This is a genomic window from Collinsella sp. LCP21S3_A3, from assembly GCF_052118905.1.
In the GTDB taxonomy this organism is placed as follows: domain Bacteria; phylum Actinomycetota; class Coriobacteriia; order Coriobacteriales; family Coriobacteriaceae; genus Collinsella.
On record NZ_JBQKGH010000001.1, the window covers coordinates 191747 to 205894 of the forward strand.

Annotated in this window: 11 protein-coding genes; 10 read left to right on the plus strand and 1 reads right to left on the minus strand. The window is 60.9% G+C overall.

Translation table 11 applies throughout. The features are described from left to right. Positions 1-116: 116 nt before the first annotated feature. The 7 genes from ACTQ0H_RS00855 (at position 117) to ACTQ0H_RS00885 (ending at position 7571) form a co-directional block, all read left to right on the plus strand. Positions 117-2300 carry a DUF6020 family protein gene (locus ACTQ0H_RS00855; RefSeq protein WP_441547694.1) on the plus strand — a complete coding sequence of 728 codons (2184 nt, stop codon included), beginning with the start codon at positions 117-119 and terminating at the stop codon, positions 2298-2300. A 165-nt stretch (positions 2301-2465) separates the two neighbouring features. Beyond that, entirely contained in the window at positions 2466-3272 is an 807-nt protein-coding gene (locus tag ACTQ0H_RS00860) for a YebC/PmpR family DNA-binding transcriptional regulator (protein ID WP_154514825.1), read from the plus strand. Positions 3273-3437: 165 nt separating this feature from the next. Beyond that, positions 3438-3983 (plus strand): hypothetical protein, encoded by a 546-nt coding sequence (locus ACTQ0H_RS00865; RefSeq protein ID WP_441015154.1) that lies wholly within the window; start codon positions 3438-3440, stop codon positions 3981-3983. Then, a complete protein-coding gene (locus tag ACTQ0H_RS00870) occupies positions 3976-4353 on the plus strand; it encodes a DUF2273 domain-containing protein (RefSeq protein WP_427795557.1) in 378 nt (125 codons plus the stop codon). The genes ACTQ0H_RS00865 and ACTQ0H_RS00870 overlap by 8 nt, the downstream gene beginning before the upstream one ends. Positions 4354-4397: 44 nt before the next feature. Continuing rightward, positions 4398-4919, plus strand: coding sequence for an Asp23/Gls24 family envelope stress response protein (locus ACTQ0H_RS00875; protein ID WP_441538182.1), 522 nt, complete (start codon positions 4398-4400; stop codon positions 4917-4919). Between the two features lie 207 nt (positions 4920-5126). Further along, positions 5127-6149, plus strand: coding sequence for a YitT family protein (locus ACTQ0H_RS00880; protein ID WP_441538180.1), 1023 nt, complete (start codon positions 5127-5129; stop codon positions 6147-6149). 150 nt (positions 6150-6299) lie between these two features. Beyond that, positions 6300-7571 carry a zinc-ribbon domain-containing protein gene (locus ACTQ0H_RS00885; RefSeq protein ID WP_441538178.1) on the plus strand — a complete coding sequence of 424 codons (1272 nt, stop codon included), beginning with the start codon at positions 6300-6302 and terminating at the stop codon, positions 7569-7571. A gap of 140 nt (positions 7572-7711) precedes the next feature. Here the strand turns inward: ACTQ0H_RS00885 and ACTQ0H_RS00890 are convergent, their stop codons facing one another. Continuing rightward, positions 7712-9175 carry a M20 family metallopeptidase gene (locus tag ACTQ0H_RS00890; protein ID WP_441067625.1) on the minus strand — a complete coding sequence of 488 codons (1464 nt, stop codon included), beginning with the start codon at positions 9173-9175 and terminating at the stop codon, positions 7712-7714. 304 nt (positions 9176-9479) lie between these two features. On the opposite strand from ACTQ0H_RS00890, the gene ACTQ0H_RS00895 reads away from it, so the two are divergent. The 3 genes from ACTQ0H_RS00895 to groL all read left to right on the plus strand — a co-directional run bounded on the left by ACTQ0H_RS00895 (position 9480) and on the right by groL (position 14072). After that, positions 9480-11123: an amidohydrolase gene (locus tag ACTQ0H_RS00895; protein WP_441538176.1), complete on the plus strand. Its 1644-nt coding sequence runs from the start codon at positions 9480-9482 to the stop codon at positions 11121-11123. A gap of 921 nt (positions 11124-12044) precedes the next feature. After that, positions 12045-12338 carry a co-chaperone GroES gene (gene groES, locus ACTQ0H_RS00900; RefSeq protein ID WP_427718293.1) on the plus strand — a complete coding sequence of 98 codons (294 nt, stop codon included), beginning with the start codon at positions 12045-12047 and terminating at the stop codon, positions 12336-12338. Between the two features lie 96 nt (positions 12339-12434). Beyond that, a complete protein-coding gene (groL, locus tag ACTQ0H_RS00905; RefSeq protein ID WP_441538174.1) occupies positions 12435-14072 on the plus strand; it encodes a chaperonin GroEL in 1638 nt (545 codons plus the stop codon). The last annotated feature ends 76 nt before the right edge of the window (positions 14073-14148 follow it).

Genomic DNA, 14148 nt, shown 5'->3' on the forward strand with positions numbered 1-14148 from the left:
ACCTTTGTGGTGGTTTTGCCAGGCAACGATGACAGAACCGTAACGTTTCCCCAGATAAAACCTGCCAAAATAAACCTGTCCCTTTTTGGCAGGTTTCTAGAAAGGCTTTTCGGACTGTGAAGGATTCCGATCTCTCCACAACGGCTGCGCGCGACGCCGCCCGCATCGTTTGGTTTAAGCGCTATCCCGCCAAGCAGACGCTCGTCGCATTTTTGCTCGCCCTGCTGGCGACCACGGCGTTTTCCATCGATCCCGCCCCGGTGTCGAGCAACGCGGTCCTGGCGATCGATCCCAAGGCGACGGGCATGCTTTACGTGTGCTACGAGGTACTCCTCTCATTTGCCGGCCATACCGACGCTGTGATGCTGCTCGCGCTGGCCTGCCTGCTCACGCTGCCGTTTCGCTATGTGTTCTTTGGCCGCGGTGACGCTTGGCGCCCCTCGGTCGTGCTGCCGTCGCTGTTCTTTGCCGTCTGCATGGTGTTCGGCCGCAGTTACGACCTCACCGATTCGGCCGAGATTGTGCTGGGCGACAAGGCGCGTGTTATCTGCGCCTGGATTGGCGGCGCGGGCTGGATGCTTCTGGCGATTGTGTCCTTCTATCTGGCTTTTGAGTTTTTGGATTGGTTGAGTTCTCGCCGCATTCCGTTTTCGGAGGCGCATTTTGGCCGCGTGTGGCGTGTTACCCACGCCGTGCTCTCGGTCCATCCTTTTGTTGGGCCGTTTCTTGTACTCATGATTGTCTGGGCGCCCACGCTTATCGCCTCGCTGCCCGGCCTCTTTATGGGAGATACGGGCGCGCAGATCCGCCAATGGTTCAACTACCCCAACGGCACGAGCGACTACCTGCGCCTGCTTAACCCCAACGTGCTGCTCAACGGCCATCATCCGGTGGTGCACACGGCCATCATCGGCTCGTGTGTGCAACTGGGGCTTTCGCTATTCAATAGCGCCAATGCGGGTCTTGCCATCTACACCTGCGCCCAATTTGTCATCACGGCCGCCTGCGTGGCCTATTCCATATCGTCGCTGCGCAAGCTGGGCGTGAGCCTGCCGGTCCGCGGCGTCATCTTGCTGTTCTTTGCGTTTATGCCGATGTTCTCCAACTACGCGGCGCTGCTGACCAAAGACGTACTGTTTGCCGATGCGTTTCTGGTACTGCTCGTTCAGACCGTCAAGCTCGTGGCATGTGGCCTGCCCCGTCGCGATGTCAATGCCGAGCGCGCGGGCGAGCGCACGCCTGTGCTCTTTGCGCGCCACGACTGGCTGTTGCTCGTGCTGGGCGCCATGGGTTCCACGTTTTTGCGCAATGGCGGCCTGGTCTTTCCGTTGGCGGCCTGCGTGATTGCGGCGGCGTTTTGCGCCTGGGACGCGCATGTGGCCCGTCGCGTGGTCAAACAGTCTGGCGTCGCACCCTCATGCGCCACGCCGCGCTTCCGCTGGGCCGGCGTTCTCGCGGTGCTCGTGCTCTGCCTTGCCTCCAACATGTACTTTACCAAGGTCTTTATGCCCGCGCACGATATCACGCCGGGCTCCAAGCGCGAGATCCTCTCGATTCCGTTTCAACAGACGGCGCGCTTCGTCCAAAAGCACGACGGCCTTAATTCGGGCGTTAACCCCAAGGTCAAAGACGACGGCACGATTGAGGAAGCTCCCTGCGACGGTCTGGTGACCGATAAGGAACGCGCTGCGATCGATCGGGTGCTCAAGTACGAGAATCTGGGCCGCCGTTACAACCCCGACAAGTCGGATGCCGTAAAAAACTGTTTTAACGAGTACGCCTCGCAGGAGGACATCAAGGCCTATTTTGAGGCGTGGGCCCAGATGTTCAAAAAGGATCCCGAGTGCTATATCTCGGCGCTCATCAATAACTACTACGGCTACTTTTATCCGAGTGCCCGCGATGCGTGGGTCTACAGCACGGCGCGCAGTGCCGAGATCATGGCGAAGCCCGATAACCTCAAGTACTTCGACTTCCATCCGGTCGATAGCAAGGTTGTGCGCTGGTGCGACCACCTGATCAACCTGTATCGCGTGGCAGTACAACGCATCCCGTTTATCTCGCTCACCATGAGCTCGGCCACCTATGTGTGGATCATGATCGCTGTGGTGGTCTATCTGCTACGTCGTCATTCGTGGCGCGGGCTGGCCATTTGGGTGCCGCTGCTGGGTGTGCTCGCCGTGTGCCTGATCGGTCCCTGCAACGGCTCGACCTACATGCGCTACCTGTATCCAGTCATCGCCTGCATGCCCTTCGCCATCGGCGCCACCATCACCCGCAGCGACCTCCTCTGGTTCTAACTTGGTGCAAAGGGGACAGGTTACTTTGCACCAAGGGGCTGCATCATCACGACGCCTTCATTTTGGGGTTTATCTCGCAGGCCAGTAGGTATATCATAACGACGTTTGTTTATATTGCCCGAGCATCTGCGCTGGGCTTTAGGTCGAAACCGATAGGAGACACGTATGTCCGGACACTCTAAGTGGGCCACAACCAAGCATCGTAAGGGCGCGCAGGACGCCAAGCGTTCCGCCCTCTTCTCCAAGCTGAGCCGCAACATCACCGTTGCTGCCCGTCTCGGCGGCGACCCGCTGCCCGAGAACAACGCCAGCCTCGCCGCTGCCGTTGCCAAGGCCAAGGCTCAGTCCATGCCCAAGGACAAGATCAAGTCCGCTATCGACAAGGCCTTCGGTTCGGGTGCCGATGCCGCCGTCTACGAGAACATCGTGTACGAAGGCTATGGTCCCGCCGGCGTTGCCGTCTACGTCGACTGCCTGACCGATAACCGCAACCGTACCGCCGCCGATGTCCGTTCCGCCTTCTCCCACGCTGGCGGCAACCTGGGCACCTCCGGCTCCGTCGCCTTCCAGTTTGAGCGCAAGGGCCAGATCGTCGTCGCCAAGGAGATCCTGGACGAGAACGCCAAGAAGGAGACCATGATCGCCAACGGTGCTGCCGGTGACGAGGAAGAGTTCATGATGGCTATCGCCGAGGCCGGTGGCGACGACTACGAGGACGCCGGCGAGGAGTGGATCGTTTGGACCGCCGCCAACGACGTCATGGCTGTTTCCAAGGCGCTCGAGGAACAGGGCATCCAGGTCAAGGGCTCCGAGACCACTATGGTTCCGACCACCCCGACCGAGGTCTCCGGTGCCGACGCCAAGAAGGTCCAGCGCCTCATCGACCGTCTCGAGGAGCTCGACGACGTTCAGGATGTTTACAGCACCATGGACATGACCGACGAGGTCATCGCTGCCCTCGAGGAGGAGTAGCGCCTGCACGGGTTAAGCCGTGCATATCTGGGCATAATGAAGCGAGCATACAAGCCTCGTGGAATAGATGAGCCGGATCCGCGTGCGTATGGCACCGGACCCGGCTCTTTTATAATGATGCGAATCGTTTTGCATTCTGTGGACCGAAACCTGAAGGGAGCGCGCGTGCGCGTACTCAAACGAGCCCTAGCAACCGTGTACCTTGCCGCCGCCATCGTGGCGCTGGGCACGCTTGTCTGCCAGTTCTGGGGACCGTATACGTATCGCTTTATGCTGCTGTTGCGTGACACCATGCCTCGCGTCGTCGTTACGGTGTGCGCCGCCATCGTGGCACTTGGCGTGCTCATCGGGTTTTTCCGCCTGATGTTCGCGCGTCGCGAGCCGTCCTGCGTACATCCGGCGGGGGAGCGCAACATCGAGGTCACCCTCGCAGCGCTTTCCTCGTGCGCTCGCGCTGCGGCGGAGCGCGACGACCGTGTGATGGTCGAGCATGTCGAGGCGCGCGTGCAGGGTTCCGACGAATCGCTCGTCCGTTTTAAGGTCGACGCCATCGCGCTCGATGACCGGGACGTGGCCTCCCTTGCAACCGCGATGCAGCAACGTATCGAGGAGGCCTGCGACACCATGCTCGGCACGCCGGGCACGACCGCGCGCGTCCGTTTTTTGCCGTCCAAGACTACCGTCCAGACCGTGGAGGTTTCCGGTGAGTGATACCAATCAAGACAAGACCGTCCGCACCCCGCGCCTGACGATCGACCAGAACGCTACGCCGGCGAGCGAGTCCGCCGACACCACCCCCGAGGCTGGCGAGCAGCACGACAGCGCCGCCAACGACTTTGACGAGGCCATGGGTCTCATTAAGGGTACGGGGGCGGCCATCTGGAGCTATGCCGTCCGTCATCCCAACACCACGCTCGGGGCCGTCGCTGGTTTTGTGCTCGCCGTGCTGGTGCTCACGCTCGGCCTATGGGACACACTCGTCATCGCATTCTTTGTGCTGATCGGCGCCGTGATTGGCCAGATCCGTGACGGCGAGAACGGGATCGTCAACTTCTTCGGCCGTCTGTTTAGCGGCCGCTAGTATGTATTCGACCGCCGCGTGCGCGGTGGGCATAAGGAGGAACCATGGCTTTTAACACGAAGGTCGATGTGGCCGATACCGAGCTCGAGGCAGACGAGACCGTCGCCGCCGAGGCTGAGGACGTAACGCTCGAGGACGGGGCGCTCGTCGAGGCCGAGCCCGCCGACGATGCGGACGAGGATGACGAGGAAGCGGGCGAGTCCGAGGATTCGCTGACCTATTCCAACGGTGTGATCGAGAAGATCGTCGCCATGGCCACCCGCGAGGTGCCGCACGTCCTGGGCATGAAGGGCAACCTTATGCACTTTGTGCAGGAGCAGTTTGGTGCCGAGAACCTGACCAAGGGCGTGACGGTCGAGGTCACCGATGACAACCGCGTGGTCGTCAACATTTCCGTCATTATCGAGTACGGCGCCTACGCACCCGCGATTTTCGACGACGTTAAGGCGCGCGTGACCGAGCGTCTGGCCGCGATGACCGGCCTTGAGGTGGCAGGCGTCAACCTGCGCATCGAGGATGTCATCACCCCCGAGGAGTACGAGCATCGCACCAGCCAGCACGAGTAACCTACCAAATAGGGACAGGTTTGTTTCGATAGGTTTTACCTGCGAAAACGCTAAACGGTCGACCGCGCAAGCAAAAGTGCGGTCGACCGTTTTCTATATGCCCTCGATGTAGTCATTCCGCTCGTCTAACTTAGGGTTGCAATCTTCGCGTTCCGCGTTACCCTAATGGGCGCATTGTTTCCAAATTGTTAACGAGGGGTTGCCGTAATGGCCGACGAGCACGAAACAGAAAGCAAGGCATGGGCGATTGAGGCCGCCGCGGCAGAGGCGGCATCGCGTGCCGCCGAGGAGGTGCATCGTCCTCCCGTGGTGCCGATGGAGCGCGTGGTCGATCGCGCCGATATCGAGCGCGGCGAGCGTGCCGGCCGCAAGCGCAGCCAGGAGCCGGGCTTCCCGCGCTTTTTCGCCGAGCTCAATCTGGGCCTGATCCTCACGGCGTTCGCCATCGTGGCCTTTAAAACCCCCAATCACTTTGCCTTCGGCGGAACCTCGGGCGTGTCGGTCATTCTTTCCACGCTGTTCCCGACTCTGCCCGTCGGCGTCTTTATGTGGATCATCAATGCGGTTCTCGTCGTCTTGGGCTTTATCTTTTTGGAGCGCAAGGCAATCCTTTGGAGCGTTTTTGCCTCGTTTGCGCTTTCGGCCTACGTCTCGCTGTTTGAGCTCTTCATTCCGCCGGATGTTTCGATGACGGGCGATATGTGGCTCGACCTGTGTTTTGCCGTGATTTTGCCGGCGCTCGGCAGTGCCATTGTCTTTGATATTGGCGCCTCGACGGGCGGCACCGATATCCTTGCCATGATCCTCAAGCGTCGCACGACGCTCGAGATCGGACGCGCCTTGCTACTGGTCGATATCGGCATCGTGACTATCGCGGCCTTTTTGTACGGTCCGCGCGTTGGCCTGTACTGCGTGCTCGGCCTGTTTGCCAAGACGCTTGTGGTCGACAAGGCCATCGAGAGCATTCACTTGCGCAAGGTCTGTACGATTATTTGCTCCGAACCGCGCAAAGTCGAGGAGTTTATCGTCAAGCATCTCAACCGCACGGCAACGATCAGCCGCGGCTACGGTGCCTTCTCGGGCAATTGCGTGACGGTGATCATGAGCGTGCTGAGCCGTCGCGAGGCAGTGCAACTGCGCCGCTATACCCGCGATATCGATCCAGATGCGTTTATCACGATCGTTGACAGCTCCGAGATCGTGGGCAAGGGCTTCCGCGGCACGAACTAGCGCGGATATACCCTTCGAACCATTGAATAAAGCCGCCTACGTTTCAAATCGGTCATCTTGGGGTATTTGTCCCCACATTGCGCGATAATGTTGCCAAAGACGTCGTTTGCGATCTGGGTGATTCGCTCTAGATACGAAGGGATGATTTCGATGTTCTGTTCGCAGTGTGGCGCCCCCATGGGCGATAACGACAAGTTCTGCGGCGTGTGCGGTGCCCCTAATACCGAGGTCAGGGCCGCCGGCCCCGCTCCCCAGGGACAGTCTCGGCCCCAGCAGTTTGTTCCGCAACCGCCCGTGGCGAATGCGCCAAAGGGCTGTGTGGCTCAGGCGTTCCAAGACATGACCAAGACTCCGGGCGTGCTGCAGCGCGTGTGCCAGATTGCTTTTTTGCCGGCGCTTATCTGCGTCGTGTCGGTGCTCGTGCTGTTCATTCCCGTTATCGGCGGTATTGCAGCTGCCATCGGCTTTTTGGCCGCCTGCGTGGCGAGTGTGTGCGGTTCGGGCTTTGGCATCGAGTGGGGTCGCGACCTGTCGCTTAAGATCGATGACGGCATGGATCGTCCGTTGATGCGTTCCACATCGTTTGGCCTCGGGGTCTTTTCGAGCGTTATTTCGGTCGTGCTCGAGATTATCGCTGCCATTCCCGTTATTGGTGTAGTGCTTTCGCTGGTGGAGAGCGTGGTAATTGGCGCGGCGGGCTCGTATTCGTATTACGGCTCTTCTGCGCTCGAGACTGCGCTGTTTGGCTCGCTTGGCCTGCTTGTCCTGGCTATGATTGCCACGGCGGTCCTGGGAGTCTTCTTTAAGATGTTCGCCGATATCGCCGTGATGCACTTTGCGGTGACCGGTCGCGTCGAGAGCGCGTTTTCGCTCGACAAGGTCTGGGCGGCCTTTAAGAACAATAAGACCAAGCTGTTTTGCGCTTCATTCCTTCCCGAGTTTTTGACGGGCCTGGTCGCCAACGTTGTCACATGGATCTTGACGGCGGTCTTTGGCGCTATTGCCTCTGTCGGTATGTATAGCTACTACTATCGTCCTACGGGTATTGAGGCAATTGTTACCGGCGGTGGCATCTCACTCGTGCTGTTCCTGGTGCTGATCGCTTTCGTCACCGTATTTCTAACGGTCTTTGGCAAGATGCTCAAGCACCGTGCCGTTGGCTATTGGGTCGCACGCTATGCAAGCGAGTGGGCCGATGAGGATAAGGATGACGTCCTGACGTTTGTATTGCCCTTCGAGAAGAAGTCCGCTCCTTCGGGTTACAGCGCTCCGGATGTCGCGCCTGAGTCTGTCCTGGGATCTGCGCCGGAGTCCGAGCCCACGACGGAGTCCGAGCCCGAGACGGAGCCCGAGCCCGAGACGGAACCCGCGCCCGAGACGGAACCCGAGCCAAGCTCCGACGAGGACCCGCAAGACGAGTAGCCCTGTCACCTGCCATTTGGGGACGGGATAGAAATGGTAGAAATAGTGCTTGACGAATGAGCGGGGGCGGACGTGTCGAAACGTCCGCCCCCGCTTTGACATCGCGATGTGGCTACGGCTGCGAGATGGTCGCGATTCGACTACTCGTTGTGCTTCTCCTCGTGACGAGCGGCGGTGCGAGCTTCGTGGATGCCCTTGATGGCGGCATGGCGGGCGGTGCGGGCGTCGTGCATGGCGTCGCGGGCCTCGGCGGCCGTTGCCTTGGCAGAGCGTAGCTTGGCTGCCAGATCGGGATTGGTCTCGGCAACCGCGGCGATAGCGGGGCCGTCGAGCTCCTCTTGCGTGGGCTCGGCCAAAAAGTCGATGGCATACTGAGCGGCTACCATGGAGCCCTTGGCGAGCACGCTCTCGTCGATCTTATAGAAGCAGGAGTGCTGGGCGTACGTGGCGCCAATCTTGGGGTTGCGCGTGCCCACAAAGGCAAGCACACCCGGTACACGGCGCAGGTACTCCGAGAAATCCTCGCCCGAAAGCGTGCCGCGATAATGGCCTTCGCCGGCTGCACCCAGACACTTGACCACGGCCTGACGACAACGCTCACTCGAGGCGACGTCGTTTTCGACCTTGTAGTTGGCGATGGTGTAGTCGGTAAGTTCAGCCTCGGCGCCCAGGGCCGCCGCAGTGTGCTCTACGATGCGGCGCATGAGCTCGGGCATTTCCTCGTGCGTCGAATCGCCATAGGTGCGCACCGTGCCGGCGAGGTAGGCGGTACCGGCGATAACGTTGCGCGCGGTGCCGCCGTGCAGCTCGCCGACGGTAATGACGGCCGGCTCGTAGGGGCTGATCTCGCGCGAAACGATGGTCTGCAGGGCGTTGACGATCTCGGCCGCCACCATGACGGCGTCGTGGCCGCGCTGGGGCATGGCGCCGTGGCACGAGGTGCCGCGGACATCAATGCGGAACCAGTCGGTATTGGCCATGCGCGGACCGGGCTCGCAGCTTACGGTGCCGGCGTCGACCTCACTCCAGATGTGTGCGGCGTAGGCGCCATCGACGCCGTCGAGCACGCCCGTGCCGATCATGAGTTTGGCGCCTTGGCCGTTTTCCTCACTGGGTTGGAAGACGATGCGGACCTCGCCGTGGATGTCGTCGGTCATATGGCGCAGGATCTGCAGCGTGCCGAGCATCATGGCAATGTGGCAGTCGTGGCCGCAGGCGTGCATGCAGCCCTCGTTGACGCTGGCGAACTCCTCGCCGGTCTGCTCGGTGACGGGTAGGGCGTCGATATCCGCGCGCAGCAGGATGCGGCGGCGCGGCGTGCCGTCCTCGCGGTAGGCGTCGGGTGCGGTGCCGCGAAGGGTCGCCACCAGGCCCGTCTTAAGCGGGCGCTCGTAGGGGATATTCATGGCGTCGAGCTGGTTGGCGATGTCAGAAGTCGTGCGCTCTTCGGCGAGGCTCAGCTCCGGGTGCTTATGGAAGTGCCGGCGCTGCTTGATGATGTAGGGCTCAAACTCGGCGGCGATATCTTGGATGGCTGCGGTGACGTCATCAGCCGCGCGGGCCTCGGTCGCTGCCATAATCTGCTGTGCCTTGGTCTTCGTCATGGTCGATTTGCTCCTTGCTGGTTTATCGCAAAATCGTACAGGCTCTTTCCAGTATGCCACCTGCCACTTGGGGACGGGGCAGAAATGGTAGAAATGGATACCTCCGTAACCTTGACAGGTCCAAATTGCTTATGCACGCAGCCTTGGATGCGGCTGTCAAGCCTGAAATCTACCATTTCTACCCCGTCCACAAGGGGCAGGCGGGGCCGTTGGGGTTGGGAAAGGTGCCGTTTACCGCTTGACGTTTTGCAACTGTGGCGGTGGAGTACACTCGGGGGTGTTGAATTTCCTGCCAGAGATGGGGATGCCCATGCAACATATCGATCGGATTATCCGCTCTAAGAACGTCTTTACCTCGCAAGATGGCATCGATACCGCCCGTGAGCTGGCGATTGCCATCGCAGGCGACCGTATCGTCGCAGTCGGCAAGCCCGATGACGTGATCGCCGCCGCGCCTGCCGCCACGCCGGTTATCGACTACGGCGAGCAGTTTGTCTGCCCCGGTTTCCATGACGCTCATCTGCACTTCTTTCATACCTCGGTCGGTTCCTCGCCGTATATGCTCATGGATGGGGGCACGTCCGAGGTGGCGCTGGTGCGGCACGCGCTCGAGTTTTCCCAGGATCTGCCCGACGACGCTTGGGTTGTGACGCAGGGCTGGCGCGACTACCGTTGGGACCCGCCCGAGCATCCTACCAAGGCGTCGCTCGATGCGGTATTTCCCGATCGTCCCTGCGTTATGTACTCGGGCGACGGCCACACGCTGTGGCTCAACAGTCGCGCTCTCGAGGCGCTCGGCGTCACGCGCGACAGCGAGCCGCCAGCGGGCGGCAGCTACGACAAGGACGCAAACGGTGAGCTCACGGGCATTGCTCACGAGGCGGCTGCCATGCAGCTGTTGCCGCGCTGCCTTGAGTGGCTGGGCGAAGATCGCATCGCAAGCGCTTACGCCGATCAAATGAGGCGCATGGCCGAGCAGGGCATCACCTCGATCTGCGACATGTCGCTCATGCCCATGCCGGGCTGCGATTTTATCCGCGACGACGTCTACGACAAACTGCAGACAGCCGGCAAGCTGGGCATTCGTGCCCATCTGTTCCCCACGCTGCTGGATGACCAGTCGCGTCTAGAAGAGCTGCAGGCACGTTACGCGAACAACGCACTGCTTTCGGCGCCGGGCTTTAAGCAGTTCTTTGACGGTGTGTCGAGCGAACATACGGCATATCTCACCGAGCCCTATGCCAATCCGCGCTTCCCGGGCGACCAAGGCCGTCTGACGGTTTCCGCCGAGCGCATGCGCAAGCTGGTTCTGGCGGCTGCGGAGCGCGGCCGCGCCGTGCGCATCCACGTTATCGGCGACGGTGCGATTCATGCCGCGCTGGATATCTTCGAGGAAGCCGCCGGTCTGTACGGCCTGCCCCAGCACGGCCACAACACGCTCGAGCACCTGGAGAACCTCCTGCCCGAGGACATCGACCGCCTGCGCAAGCTCAACGTGGTCGCCTCGAGCCAGCCCTGCCACATTACGCTCGACCCGGGTGGACCGGAGCGCGATTTGGGCTTGGAGCGCAGCCGCATCATGTGGCCGTTCGCAACCTATAAGCAGCGCGGCATTCGCCAAGCCTTCGGTACCGACAGCCCCATCACGCCCGTTACCAGCATGGACGTGCTCTACACGGCTATCACACGCCAGGACCCCAAAAGCCACTGGCCCGAGGGCGGCTGGTTGCCGAGCGAGCGCATCGACGCGGCAACGGCTTTGCGCAACTACACCTTGGGCAGCGCCTATGCAGCAGGCGACGAGCAAAACCTCGGCAGCTTGGAGCCCGGCAAGTATGCTGACCTGGTGGTCTTGGACCAAAACCCGCTCACCGTTGACCCCCAAGAGCTGCAAGCCACCAAGGTTCAGGCCACCTACCTAGCCGGTAACCTCATCTACGAGCGCTGATGCTCATGCCGTGTCGTTAAACGCGGCCCGGGCGACTTATTTTGGGATGGCGCTCGAGCCACGTCTGCATATCGGTGGGGAATCGTTATGAGCGTCCCTGCTCTGCCGGATTTGTGCGTGGGGTGGAGGCTCTGCTGCCCCGCGCGTTCAAATTGGACATTTGCAATGCTGCCTCATGGTGTTTTGCATACTTCCCATTACAGATTGCATAAAAAGGTTGGGATGTTCTTTCTGGCCCTGATGTACCCCCGCCTGGGCCGTGCAAAAAACGGAGTATTCAGCACTGCGAGCTCTGCCGGCGCCGTTGCGGTCGGGTAATGTCATGGGGATTGACGTCATTTTGGCGTCCGGGCAGGCACGAGGCATGCCTTTATGCCCTGATGGGGTCTGCCTGCCGACCCAAATCGCCGGTCGAAGGCGTCCTTGGGACCAATAAGATGTGTCTGGCGCGTATACAGCCATCCTGGTCTGCTGAATACTCCCAAAAATGCACGGTGCTCCCCAGGGGACCCGTGCATGCAGCGAAAGCCATGGCCATGTTCCTATCCGCATCGCCATTTTGCTGCACTGACGTTTCTGAATGCCGCGCCCGAACTAGTTAACTTGGCTCCCGTGTGGCTCCGGAGGGTCGGGATATAAGGTTTATCGCGAGTTCCGCACGAGCCGAAGGCCACGTAATGTGGCCTTCGTGCGAGCAGGACTGCCCGAGCAGGAAACCTTATGCCCCGCCCCTCCGGCGCCACACGGGAGCTGCGCACAAGTTATCCCCCCGGCATTCAGAAAATCTAAGTGTCAAAAAATAAGATTTTTTGACTCTGTGTTGTATAACCCGCCATTCGTGGGTACCATTCAACGCGTACGCAAACAAATAGGGTTAATTCGCGTGGCATAACCACGCGGCCCAAAAAGGAGGAGACAAGCATGTCGTCTTTGAAACCGCTTGCAGATCGTGTTCTGGTCAAGCCCGACGAGGCCGAGCAGAAGACCGCTTCTGGTCTGTATATCGCCAGCAACGCTCAGGAGAAGCCGCAGCGCGGCACCGTCGTTGCCGTTGGCGCTGGCAAGGTCAACGACAAGGGTGAGCGCATCCCCATGGACGTCAAGGAAGGCGACGTTGTCATCTACGGCAAGTTCGGTGGCAACGAGGTCAAGGTCGACGGCGAGAAGTATCTGCTGATGCGCGCCGACGACATCTACGCCGTCGTCGAGGCCTAGTCTCATCAGGCTCTCTGATTCGTCTTTGAACGCGGTCGCCGCATAGGACTCGGAAGCGGCGACGTGAGTCACATTTCTTTTGGAGGATTACCTACCATGGCAAAGAACATTACGTTCAATACCGATGCCCGCGCTAAGCTCGCCAAGGGCGTCAACACTCTGGCCGATGCCGTTACCGTCACCATGGGCCCCAAGGGTCGCTATGTCGCCCTGCAGCGCACGTTCGGTGCCCCGACCATCACCAACGACGGCGTTTCCGTCGCCAAGGAGATCGAGCTCGAGGACAACATTGAGAACATGGGTGCCCAGCTGGTGAAGGAGGTCGCCACCAAGACCAACGACACCGTGGGTGACGGCACCACCACCGCAACCCTGCTCGCTCAGGCCATCGTTAACGACGGTCTTCGCAACGTCGCCGCTGGCGCCAACCCGCTGGCCATCCGTCGCGGCATCGACAAGGCCGTCAACGCCGCCGTCGCCGAGATGAAGAAGCAGGCCAAGCCGGTCGAGACCAAGGAGCAGATTGCTTCCGTCGGTACCATCTCCGCCGGTGACCCCGAGGTCGGCGAGAAGATCGCCGAGGCCATGGAAGTCGTGGGCAAGGACGGCGTCATCACCGTCGAGGATTCCCAGACGTTCGACATCACCATCGACACCGTCGAGGGCATGCAGTTCGATAAGGGCTACGTCTCCGCTTACTTCGTCACGGACAACGACCGCATGGAGGCCGTGATGAAGGATCCGTACATCCTCATCACCGACCAGAAGATCTCCAGCGTCCAGGACATCATGCCTGTTCTCGAGGCTGTCCAGCGCGCTGGCCGTGGCCTGCTCATCATCGCTGAGGACATCGACGGCGAGGCTCTGCCCACCCTCGTCCTCAACAAGATCCGCGGCGCCCTCAACGTCTGCGCCGTCAAGGCTCCGGGCTACGGTGATCGCCGCAAGCGCATTCTCGAGGACATCGCCGTCCTCACCGGTGGTCAGGCTGCTCTGGACGAGCTGGGCGTGAAGGTCGCTGACATCACCGCCGATATGCTCGGTACCGCTAAGTCCGTCACCATCTCCAAGGACAACACCGTCATCGTCGGCGGCGCTGGCTCTAAGGAGGCCATCGACGCCCGTATTGCTCAGATCAAGGGCGAGATGGAGAACACCACCTCTGACTTCGACCGCGAGAAGCTCCAGGAGCGCCTGGCCAAGCTCTCCGGTGGCGTTGCCGTCATCAAGGTCGGCGCTGCCACCGAGTCCGAGCTCAAGGAGATCAAGCACCGCGTCGAGGACGCCCTGCAGGCAACCCGCGCTGCTGTCGAGGAGGGCATTGTCGCTGGCGGCGGCGTCGCCTTCATGGACGCTGTGTCTGCGCTCGATGCAGTCGAGATCGACGACCCCGAGGAGAAGATCGGCGTCGACATCGTCAAGAAGGCTCTGACCGCTCCGGTCGCAACCATTGCCAAGAACGCTGGCTTTGAGGGCGCTGTCGTGGTCGACAAGGTCGCCGAGCTGCCCGCTGGCCAGGGTCTCAACTCTGCCAGCGGCGAGTGGGGCGACATGATCGAGATGGGCGTCCTCGACCCCGTCAAGGTCAGCCGCGTCACCCTGCAGAACGCTGCTTCTGTCGCCAGCCTGATCCTCATCACCGAGGCCACGGTTTCCGATGTGCCCAAGAACACTCAGCTTGAGGATGCTATCGCTGCTGCTACCGCCGGTCAGCAGGGCGGCGGTATGTACTAAGGCCGACAAGGTCTAGAACTCCCACCGGGAATCCCGGGGGCGTGACGGGGTTTCTCTCCGGAACGTCCTCGGACAT

Bases quoted from the DNA above. Each gene is read 5' to 3' on its own strand.
- ACTQ0H_RS00860 (WP_154514825.1), top strand. From the start codon at position 2,466: ATGTCCGGACACTCTAAGTGGGCCACAACCAAGCATCGTAAGGGCGCG.
- ACTQ0H_RS00875 (WP_441538182.1), top strand. From the start codon at position 4,398: ATGGCTTTTAACACGAAGGTCGATGTGGCCGATACCGAGCTCGAGGCA.
- ACTQ0H_RS00880 (WP_441538180.1), top strand. From the start codon at position 5,127: ATGGCCGACGAGCACGAAACAGAAAGCAAGGCATGGGCGATTGAGGCC.
- ACTQ0H_RS00885 (WP_441538178.1), top strand. From the start codon at position 6,300: ATGTTCTGTTCGCAGTGTGGCGCCCCCATGGGCGATAACGACAAGTTC.
- ACTQ0H_RS00890 (WP_441067625.1), bottom strand. From the start codon at position 9,175: ATGACGAAGACCAAGGCACAGCAGATTATGGCAGCGACCGAGGCCCGC.
- ACTQ0H_RS00895 (WP_441538176.1), top strand. From the start codon at position 9,480: ATGCCCATGCAACATATCGATCGGATTATCCGCTCTAAGAACGTCTTT.
- groES (WP_427718293.1), top strand. From the start codon at position 12,045: ATGTCGTCTTTGAAACCGCTTGCAGATCGTGTTCTGGTCAAGCCCGAC.
- groL (WP_441538174.1), top strand. From the start codon at position 12,435: ATGGCAAAGAACATTACGTTCAATACCGATGCCCGCGCTAAGCTCGCC.